The organism is Bizionia sp. (assembly GCF_048259285.1).
GTDB classification, from domain to species: Bacteria; Bacteroidota; Bacteroidia; order Flavobacteriales; family Flavobacteriaceae; genus Algorimicrobium; species Algorimicrobium hallyeonense.
Window position 1 is genome coordinate 87,934 of record NZ_JBLXHU010000010.1, and the last position, 11,380, is coordinate 99,313.

An 11,380-nucleotide genomic window follows, 5' to 3' on the forward strand; every position below is an offset into this window, starting at 1 on the left:
ATTATGAGAAAAATAATTACGTATTTTATTCGGTATCATGTAGCTGTTAATGTCTTCATTATAGCTTTTTTTGCATTTGGTATATTAGGGATTATGTCTTTGAAATCGTCATTTTTCCCCCTTGTCGAATCTAAAATAATCAATATAAACATTATCTATCCTGGCGCTTCTCCTCAAGAAATAGAGGAAGGTATTGTGCTGCAAATTGAAGATAATCTTAAAGGATTAAAAGGCATAGATCGCGTTACTTCCACCTCCAGAGAAAATAGTGGAACGATTACTGTTGAAATTGAAAAAGGTGAAAATATTGACTTCATGTTATTAGAAGTTAAAAATGCCGTGGATCGTGTACCTTCTTTTCCAACCGGCATGGAACCATTGGTTGTTTCGAAACAAGAAGCCATTCGGGAAACCATATCTTTTGCTTTAAGTGGAAATAATGTACCGTTAGTAACCTTAAAACAAATAGGGAGACAGGTTGAGAATGATTTACGAGCTATTGATGGTATTTCGCAAGTAACTGTTACTGGGTATCCAGAAGAAGAAATAGAAATTGCCGTAAATGAAAACAACCTATTAGCATATAATCTAACATTTTCCGATGTTGCAAAGGCAGTAGCTTCATCTAATATTCTAATTACTGGAGGAAATATAAAAACGGATGCCGAGGAGTATCTTATTCGCGCCAACAACCGTTCCTATTATGGCGACGAACTTTCAAACATTGTTGTAAAAGCAACACAAGATGGGAAAACGGTTCGCTTAAAGGACGTGGCAATTATAAGAGATCGTTTTTCGGAAACACCAAATGCTACTTTTTTCAATAAAAATTTATCGGTAAATATTTCTGTAACTAGTACAAATAATGAAGATCTTATGTCTTCTGCCGAAAAAGTTAAGGTTTATATAGATGAGTACAATCAAAAACATGAAAATGTCCGGTTAGACATCGTTAGAGATTTATCCATTACATTAAACCAACGAACCAAGCTTTTATCTGAAAACGCCATGATTGGTATGTTTTTAGTTTTAATTTTCCTATCCTTATTTTTAAATACAAGATTGGCCTTTTGGGTGGCATTTGGACTTCCTCTTTCATTTTTAGGAATGTTCATTTTTGCGGGACAATTTGATGTTACTATAAACGTACTGTCACTTTTTGGAATGATTATCGTTATTGGTATTTTAGTTGATGATGCCATCGTAATTGCAGAAAACATTTATCAGCATTACGAAAAAGGGAAAACACCAATCCAAGCAGCTATTGATGGAACCATGGAAGTTATACCTCCCGTTGTATCGGCTATTATAACCACAATCCTAGCTTTTTCATTATTTCTGTTTTTGGACAGTCGAATTGGTGAATTTTTCAGCGAAGTTGCCGTTGTCGTTATTTTAACATTAGTCGTTTCTTTAGTAGAGGCTTTAATAATTCTACCCGCGCATTTAGCCCATTCTAAAGCCTTAAGAAAAGAAACTCCTCAAGAAAACCCTTCAAAAACAAAACAGTTTTTTGCCAAAATGCGTGGCATCAATGCTTTCGGAGATCGAATCATGAGGTTTTTAAGAGACAAAGTCTATTCGCCAGCATTATCATTTGTTTTAAAATTTAAAATCTTGTCTTTAGGGATTTTTGTGGCTCTTTTAGTTTTAACATTCGGCGCTATAGGTGGCGGTGTTATTGGTGTTACAATTTTCCCATCCATAGCAAGTGACCGTATCTCCATTGAATTAGATATGCCCAACGGAACCAATGTAAAAATAACCGATTCTATTATTTCAATGATAGAAGAAAAGTCGTTTATAGTAAATAAAGAGTTCTCTGAAAAGTTTTTAAAAGATTCCGATAAAGAGCTTTTTGAAAATACCATACTAACCTTAAATAGTAGCTCCAGCGCACAATTGGTTATAAACATGTTACCTGGAGAAGAAAGGCCTGACGAAATCAACGCTTCCATGGTAGCAAATAGGCTACGTGAGTTAGTAGGTCCGGTAATTGGTACCGAACGATTGATTTATGGTTCTGGTGGAAATTTTGGTGGTAGTCCCGTTTCCGTAGCTCTACTAGGCAATAATATTGAGGAACTGAAAGCCGCTAAAGTGGAGTTAAAAAATATTTTAGAAGAAAACCCTTTACTCAAAGATATTGAAGACAATGATCCTGCTGGTATTAAGGAAATTAGACTTGAGTTAAAAGAGACCGCCTATTTAATAGGTTTGGACCTTAGCACAGTAATGGCACAAATTCGTGCTGGTTTTTTCGGTTCTCAAGTTCAACGTTTTCAAAGAGGTCAAGATGAGATTCGAGTATGGGTGCGTTATGATCGTCCCAATAGAGAATCTATCAACGATTTGGAGGATATGCGTATTGTAACGCCAACAGGCAGTCGTATTGCGTTAAAAGACATTGCAACCTATACTATTGTCCGTGGCGATGTTGCCATTAATCATTTAGATGGCAAACGAGAAATTAGAGTTTCGGCAGATTTAAAAGATCCAAGTACCAGTGTTACAGATATTCTTGATGAAATTAAGAGAACAACCATTCCAGAGTTACAATCTAAATATCCAACAATTTCTGCTGCCTTTGAAGGACAAAATCGGGAGGCCCAAAAGTTATCTTCATCTATTTCAAGTGCAGGAACTATCATTTTATTGCTTATTTATATTACCATTGCCTTTACTTTCAGAAGCTACAGTCAACCTTTATTATTGTTGCTATTAGTTCCATTTAGTTTAACCGCCGTAGCTTGGGGACATTGGCTGTTAGGCTTTCCGGTAAACGTATTATCCTTATTAGGTATAATTGCACTAATTGGAATAATGGTGAATGACGGGTTAGTTCTGATAGGCAAATTCAATACAAATTTAAAAAACGGCATGTCTTTCGATTTAGCCCTATCGGATGCTGGAAAGTCAAGGTTTAGAGCTATTTTCTTAACATCGGTAACTACCATAGCTGGTTTAGCACCTTTGTTATTAGAAAAAAGTAGACAAGCACAATTTTTGAAACCCATGGCAATATCAATTTCTTTCGGAATTGCCTATGCCACTATATTAACCTTATTAGTCTTACCCTTATTTCTATCATTTAATAATAGTATTAAGAAAAATGCTAAATGGTTATATTCTAATAAAGCCGTAACAAAAGAAGAAGTTGAACGCGCTATTAAAGAACAAAAAGAAGAAAATGAGCATTAAAAACGTCATAATATACAGTCTTTTATTATTGTCATTACCATTGTTTTCGCAGAGGATTTTAAATCCAGAAGATGCTTTTTCCATGGCTTTAGAACATAATTATGGTATAAAAATCACCAATAACTCGTTAGAAATTGCCGAAAATAATACCAGTATCTTAAATTCTGGATATCTACCAACTGTAACGGGTAATGCTGGCGCTACATATAATTTAGATAATACGGAAGCCCAATTTGCTAATGGGGAATCTACTATTTTAAATGGTGCAGAAAGCTCGCGTTATAATGCATCGGTTAATTTAAATTATGTTGTTTTTGATGGCATGGGAAGACAGTATAATTATAAACGTTTGAAAGAAGAATATTTTTTATCGCAACTAGAGGCAAGAGAAACTATTGAAAACGTCATCATTCAACTATTTACTATTTATTACAATCTAGCTAAAACGTCAGAAAACACATTAGCTTTAGAGCAAACTTTAAATATTTCAAAGGATAGATTATTAAGAGCGGAATATCAATTCGATTATGGTCAAAACACGAAGCTAGGTGTTTTAAATGCACAAGTGGATATTAATAATGATAGTATAAATCTTATAAATATTAGACAACAATTAAAAAATACAAAACGAGATTTAAATGTTGTAATCGGCAATCAAATTGCTGGGGACTTTGATGTTAAAACAGACCTTAAGTTTTTGTTAGATTTAGATAAGGATGAATTATTATCTAAAACAAAAGCAAATAATGTGGCGCTGTTGCAAGCAGAAAAAAATATTTCTATTGGCGAAATAGACATTAAAGCTCGAAAATCGCAATATTTACCTACAGTTGGATTAATTGGTTCCTATGGTTGGAATAAAAACAATAACAACGCAGCTTCTTTTGCAACAACAACTTTAAACACAGGTCTTTCAGGAGGTATTAATCTAGCTTGGGATTTATTTGATGGCGGAAGCACTATTACGCAAGTAAAAAACACCAAAATTAATTTAGACAATCAAAAATTGCAAAAAGAGCAACTAATCATCACCATTGAACGCGATTTTTATAATGCTTGGGAGGATTATCAAAACAAGCTAGTTATTTTTAATGTCCAACAAGATAATATTATTACTTCCGAAAATAATTTTAATCGAACTCAAGAAAAGTTTAAACTGGGACAAGCTACTTCTATTGAGTTTAGGCAAGCACAATTAAACCTTCGGAATGCGGAATTAAGCAGAAATCAAGCAAAATATGATGCCAAGCTTGCCGAACTAACCGTTTTACAAATAAGCGGAGACTTATTGAATGTTGAGTTTTAAATAACTTACAGTAACAATAGCTACTTAAGTAATACTAGCCATGCCGTATTGATAAAAATCAATCAGGATAAACCGCATAAAACTCCTATAAGATTTTGTATATTTGCGCTGTTAAATAACGTACCAAAACTAAAATATAATGACAAACTCTTCTACTATAATTTACACAAAAACAGATGAAGCACCAGCATTAGCAACGGCATCTTTTTTACCAATTATAAAGGCCTTTGCAAAACCATCTGGAATTACTATAGAAACAAAAGATATATCTTTGGCTGCTAGAATTTTAGCAAATTTTCCGGATTTTTTAACAGAAGACCAACGCGTTGACGATGCGCTTACCTTTTTAGGTGATTTAGTTAAAAGACCTGAAGCCAACATCATTAAATTACCAAATATTAGTGCCTCTGTTCCACAGTTAAATAGTGCTATAAAAGAGCTTCAAGATAAAGGTTATAAATTACCTAATTACCCGGAAGAAGTAAAAAATGATCAAGATAAAGACGTAAAGAGTCGTTATGATAAAATAAAAGGTAGTGCTGTAAACCCTGTACTTCGCGAAGGTAACTCCGATCGTCGTGCGCCAAAGGCAGTAAAGAATTTTGCTAAAAAACATCCGCATTCTATGGGTGCTTGGAGTAAAGATTCAAAAACAAATGTTGCCACCATGAGTGAAGGTGATTTTGCACATAATGAAAAATCAGTAACCTTGGATGCGGCAACCAGCGTCAAAATAATTCATACAGATTTAAGTGGTACTAAAACAATTCTAAAAAATGATTTCCCATTATTAAAAGGCGAAATTATTGATGGAACGGTTTTAAGCAAAAAAGCACTTTTAAACTTTTTAGAAACTGAAATTGAAGACGCTAAAGCAACCAACGTATTGTTTTCATTACATATGAAAGCGACTATGATGAAGGTGAGTGATCCAATTATTTTTGGTCATGCTGTACGTGTTTTCTTTAAGGATGTATTTGCCAAATATCAAGACGATTTCAATAAAATAGGAGTCGATGTTAATAATGGTTTTGGAGATTTAATTCGTAACCTATCGGAATTACCAGATGCCAAACGAAAAGCTATTGAAGCTGATATTGAAGCAACTTTTAATAGTCGCCCAGATTTAGCCATGGTTAATAGCGATAAGGGTATTACCAATTTACATGTTCCTAGTGATGTAATTATAGACGCATCCATGCCTGCTATGATTCGTACATCTGGAAAAATGTGGAATAAAAATGGCGAGCTTCAAGATACAAAAGCGGTAATTCCAGACAGTAGTTATGCAGGAATTTACTCGGCTACTATTGCTTTCTGTAAAGAACATGGCGCTTTTGATCCAACGACCATGGGAACCGTTCCAAATGTTGGGTTAATGGCTCAAAAAGCTGAAGAATACGGATCGCATGATAAAACATTCGAGATTGCTAGCAACGGTACAGTAACGGTTGTGGATTCAGATAATAAAGTTTTAATTGAGCACACCGTTGAAGCCGGAGATATATGGAGAATGTGTCAAGTAAAAGATGCTCCCATTCAGGACTGGGTTAAATTGGCTGTAAATCGTTCAAGAGCTTCGCAAACACCAGCCGTTTTTTGGTTAGACGATAAGCGCGCACATGATGCAGAATTAATTAAAAAAGTAAATACCTATTTAAAAGATCATGATACATCTGGTTTGGACATCAGAATACTATCACCAATTGAAGCGACTAATTTTACTTTAAAGCGTGTTAAAGCTGGAGAAGATACCATTTCAGTTTCTGGAAATGTATTACGTGATTATTTAACTGATTTATTTCCAATATTAGAATTAGGAACAAGTGCTAAAATGTTATCTATTGTCCCATTAATGAATGGTGGCGGCTTATTTGAAACCGGTGCTGGTGGTTCTGCTCCAAAACATGTAGAACAATTACTAGAAGAAAATCATTTACGATGGGATTCTTTAGGTGAATTTTTAGCTCTAGCTGTTTCTTTAGAGCATTTATCTGAAGTTACTAAAAATCCAAAAGCACTCATATTATCGGAAACTTTAGATTTAGCAACGGAAAAACTTTTGGATAACAATCAGTCACCTTCTAGAAAAGTGGGCGAATTGGATAACAGAGGGAGCCATTTTTACCTAGCGAAATATTGGGCAGAAGCAATTGCAAACCAAGAAAAGGATATTTCAATGAAGAATACTTTTGGAGAAATAGCACTTTTGTTTAAGGCCGAAGAAAAAAACATTATTAACGAATTGAATAGTGTACAAGGAAAACAAGTCAGCATTGGTGGCTATTACGAACCAAATGATGATTTAACAAACAATATTATGCGCCCAAGTGAAACATTAAACAAAATATTACAAGCGTTATAATATTTCCAAACTTTATGAAAAAAGCTCCTTTTTAAGGGGCTTTTTTTTATACTTTTAATAAAAATTGACGGTAATGAACATACGTATATTCTGGTTAATTCTGATTTTTACATTCAGTATCAATTCTATTTGGTCTCAAAATAAATTCACTCTAAATGGTGTAATTTCAGATTCAGAAAGTAGCGAAACACTAATTGGTGTTAATATTTTAATTCCCGAACTAAAAACTGGAGCAACCACCAACGAATATGGCTTTTACTCCATAACCCTTCCTGAAGGAACATATCGCGTTGTAATTAGTTATTTAGGTTATAGTGAGGTTTCGGAAACCATAACCCTTTCTGAAAATATCACTAAAAATTTCACATTAACAGAATCCGTAGAAAGCTTAAATGAAGTCATTATCACCGAAAATGTAGAAAAAATCAATATAAGAAAACCCCAAATGAGTTTAAACGCTATGTCAGCCGGAACCATCAAAGAAATTCCTGTTGTGTTTGGTGAAGCAGATGTTATAAAAGCTATCACCTTACTTCCAGGGGTTACTACAGCTGGCGAAGGTGCTTCAGGTTTTAATGTACGTGGTGGTGCCGCGGACCAAAACTTAATACTTTTAGATGAAGCAACCATTTACAACTCATCACATTTATTCGGGTTCTTCTCTGTTTTTAATCCAGATGCCATAAAAGACTTAAAACTTTACAAAGGTGGTATTCCGGCAAGGTATGGTGGACGCGTTTCTTCCGTATTAGACATCTATCAAAAAGAAGGAAACAAAAATAAATTTCACATGAACGGTGGCATTGGTTTAATATCCAGTAGACTTTTAGCCGAAGGCCCAATTAATAAAGGAAAAGGTTCCTTTCTTTTAGGAGGTCGAGCTACATATGCGCATTTGTTTTTACCCCTTTTTGATTTAGATAATAAAGCCTATTTCTACGATTTAAATACTAAAATTAGTTACAGATTGAACGATAATAATAACATCTATTTATCAGGATATTTTGGTCGTGATGTGTTGAGTTTTAGTGATAGTTTTGAAAACACGTATGGAAATACAGTTTTAAACTTTAGATGGAATCACTTATTTTCTGATAAAATATTTTCAAATTTATCTTTAATCTATTCGGATTATTACTACGGGTTAGATCTAAATTTTATAGGATTTAACTGGGATTCTGGTATTCGCAATTTTAATGTGAAATATGATTTCAAACATTATCTGAATAATAATATAACCCTCCAATATGGACTAAACAGCATTTATCACAAATTTAATCCTGGAGAAATAAAACCATCATCAGAAGAATCGGGCATTAATCCAGATAAACTAATTGATAAATATGCTTTTGAAAATGCACTTTATTTAGATGTTGAGCAGAAATTATCCGAAAAGATTCAATTATCATACGGCTTGCGCTATAGTACATTTTTAAGACTAGGACAGGATGAATTAAATATGTATGCCAATAATGAGCCGGTCGTTTTTAACCAAGAGTTACAAATTTACGAAAAAGCAGAACCTATAGGCATTGAAAAGTACAAACGTAGTAAAGTTTTAAAATCATTTGGCAATTTCGAGCCACGTTTAGCCATTGCTTATCAATTGCAAAATAATTCATCTATCAAAGCAAGTTACAACCGTTTAAGTCAATATTTGCATCTATTATCTAATACGAGTTCACCGACGCCATTAGATATTTGGACTCCTAGCGGTATGTACACCGACCCACAAATACTAGATCAAGTAGCCCTAGGTTATTTCAGAAATTTTAAGAACGATGTATTTTCACTTGAGTTAGAAACATTTTATAAAACAGTAAAAAACAGAATAGATTATATTGATGGTGCGGATTTAATAGCGAATGATGCCATAGAACAAGTTATTTTAAATGGTGAAGCCAGAGCTTATGGCATGGAAATACTTTTCAGAAAAAATACCGGGCGTTTAAAAGGTTGGATTGCTTATACCTTATCAAAATCAGAACAAAGAACGCCTGGCAGAACTGAAAATGAACCAGGAATAAACAATGGCGCGTGGTATAAAACAGCCTATGATAAAACGCATGACATTTCTATTACCGCTAGTTATGATTTTACACAGAAATGGCGATTTAATGCTAATTTCATACTTCAAACAGGTCAACCCGTAACCTATCCCAATGCACAATATGAGTACAATGGCATTTCCATACCAAACTATGGCTTGCGTAATGAATTTCGATTACCATCCTATAACCGACTGGATTTATCTGCCACTTACATACCAAAACCAGAAAAATCATCGGGTTGGCAAGCTGAATGGGTCTTCGGAATTTATAACGTTTATAATAGATATAATGCGGCTTCAATTACCTTTTCAGAAAATAGAGACACCGGTGTAAATGAAGCAACACGATTATCAATTTTTGGTATCGTTCCATCGGTTACTTATAATTTTAAATTTTAATTCTATGAAGAACATTATCATTTTACTACTAATTAGTATTTCAATTTTTTCATGTGAAGATGTAATAGATGTAAATGTACCTAATTCTGAACCGAGATTAGTAATCGATGCTTCCATAAACTGGATAAAAGGAACTTCAGGTAATGAGCAGTCCATAAAACTTACTTTAACGGCTCCTTATTTTGATTCTTCAGTTCCTCCAGCTAATGATGCCGAGGTTTTTATTACTGATTCTAATAATAACGTTTTTATTTTTGTTGAAGATGGAAATACTGGTTTATATTTAAATTCAAATTTCACTCCTGTTTTAAATACAGACTATTACCTAACTATTAATTATAAAAATGAAATATATTCAGCTACTGAAACACTTTTAGCTGTACCTGAATTTGATTTTGTTGAACAAAATTTAGAAGGCGGAATTACTGGTGAAGAAACAGAAATTAAAGCATACTTTACAGACCCAGTTAACGAAGAAAATTATTACTTTTTTGAGTACATTCCAAGTATACCGGTAAATAAAACATTAGATACCTTTAAAGATGAATTTGTAAATGGAAATCAGATTTTTGGTTTCTATGTTGAAGAAGATTTAACCACTAACGATTCTGTTATTATAAGAAATTATGGTGTATCCGAACGGTTTTATGAATTTATGTTTATTTTATTGCAACAAACTGGTGCCGGAGGAGGTGGTCCGTTTGAAACACAACCTGCTACTGTTCGCGGGAATTGTATAAATACAACCAATCAAAATAATTATCCATTAGGATATTTCAGGTTATCTGAAGTGGCTGAAATTAATTATACCATTGAATAGAGCAAGTTCCATATTATAATTACAGATTATATTTTGTAATTTTGAAGTTATGGATTTTATAAAAACAACTGAAAAAGATTCAAATTACAACCATCTCGAAACGATGTCCGTATCTGCTATCTTAAAGCATATTAATACGGAAGATCAAACCGTACCTTTGGCGGTTGAAAGAGAACTGCCACAAATAGAAGCCTTAGTTTCGCAAATAGTTGAAAAACTAAAAATTGGAGGTCGACTTTTTTATATAGGTGCAGGAACAAGTGGTAGGTTAGGTATTTTAGATGCATCAGAATGTCCACCAACTTTTGGAGTTTCACACGATTTAGTGGTAGGGATTATTGCAGGTGGAGATAAAGCCATTCGAAAAGCTGTTGAAAATGCTGAAGATTCTAAAACTCAAGGTTGGGAAGACTTGCAAGCCTTTAATATATCATCTAAAGATATTGTAATTGGTATTGCAGCATCAGGAACCACGCCTTACGTTATTGCAGCATTAAAAATGTGTAATAAAAATCAAATCCTTACTGGCTGTATTACTTGTAATAAAAACAGTCCCCTATCTTTAGTTTCCAAATATCCTATTGAAGTTGTGGTAGGGCCAGAATTTGTTACAGGAAGTTCTAGGATGAAAGCAGGTACAGCTCAAAAATTAGTTCTTAATATGATTACAACCACCACCATGATTCAACTGGGCCATGTTAAAGGAAATAAGATGGTCGATATGCAATTAAGTAATGTCAAGTTGGTTGAACGCGGAATAAAGATGATTATGGAAGAACTCCAAATAGACTATGTAACGGCTCAACAATTATTAAACACCTATAAAAATGTGAGAACAGCAATAAACAATTATACAAATGGAAACTGAAACAAAACACACGGATAAAGATGTTCTTTTAAAGGGTATTAAAAAAATGGGAGTATCATTATTATGCATGTTTTTAGGGCCTACTCTTTTATATATAGCATTTAGCAATCAAGAAAAAGCCTTATATATACCATTACTAATAGTGGGTATAATAATTTGTGGCCTTGCTATATTCTTTGCCTTTAAAGGATTAAAAACAATAATGGATAGTATGTTCAACTAATTTTAAATTACAATTTTATATCAATTATTTATAAAGCGCATGATGCGCTTTATTTTTTTGATTAAAACGAAACTTTATAAAACAAAAAAAATCCCGATTCAAGTATTGAATCGGGATTCTTAAAAAAGGCGGCGACCTACTCTCCCAC

7 protein-coding genes are annotated in these 11,380 nt (G+C 33.6%); all 7 read left to right on the top strand.

The window, feature by feature from the left end; translation table 11 throughout:
- Positions 1–3: 3 nt before the first annotated feature.
- The 7 genes from ACN0QX_RS07230 (at position 4) to ACN0QX_RS07260 (ending at position 11,232) form a co-directional block, all read left to right on the top strand.
- Complete coding sequence (locus ACN0QX_RS07230) at positions 4–3,201, top strand: efflux RND transporter permease subunit (RefSeq protein WP_376861205.1); 3,198 nt, start codon at positions 4–6, stop codon at positions 3,199–3,201.
- Positions 3,191–4,507 (top strand): TolC family protein, encoded by a 1,317-nt coding sequence (locus tag ACN0QX_RS07235; protein ID WP_417196036.1) that lies wholly within the window; start codon positions 3,191–3,193, stop codon positions 4,505–4,507. The genes ACN0QX_RS07230 and ACN0QX_RS07235 overlap by 11 nt, the downstream gene beginning before the upstream one ends.
- A gap of 139 nt (positions 4,508–4,646) precedes the next feature.
- Entirely contained in the window at positions 4,647–6,872 is a 2,226-nt protein-coding gene (locus ACN0QX_RS07240) for an NADP-dependent isocitrate dehydrogenase (protein WP_417196037.1), read from the top strand.
- Positions 6,873–6,945: 73 nt separating this feature from the next.
- On the top strand, positions 6,946–9,321 hold the full coding sequence (locus ACN0QX_RS07245) for a TonB-dependent receptor (protein ID WP_417196038.1): 2,376 nt from the start codon (positions 6,946–6,948) through the stop codon (positions 9,319–9,321).
- 4 nt (positions 9,322–9,325) lie between these two features.
- Positions 9,326–10,141, top strand: coding sequence for a DUF4249 domain-containing protein (locus tag ACN0QX_RS07250; RefSeq protein WP_417196039.1), 816 nt, complete (start codon positions 9,326–9,328; stop codon positions 10,139–10,141).
- Positions 10,142–10,190: 49 nt separating this feature from the next.
- Complete coding sequence (gene murQ, locus ACN0QX_RS07255; RefSeq protein WP_248398668.1) at positions 10,191–11,009, top strand: N-acetylmuramic acid 6-phosphate etherase; 819 nt, start codon at positions 10,191–10,193, stop codon at positions 11,007–11,009.
- Positions 10,999–11,232, top strand: coding sequence for a DUF6095 family protein (locus ACN0QX_RS07260; protein WP_248398666.1), 234 nt, complete (start codon positions 10,999–11,001; stop codon positions 11,230–11,232). Before murQ ends, ACN0QX_RS07260 begins: the two co-directional genes overlap by 11 nt.
- Positions 11,233–11,380: the final 148 nt, after the last annotated feature.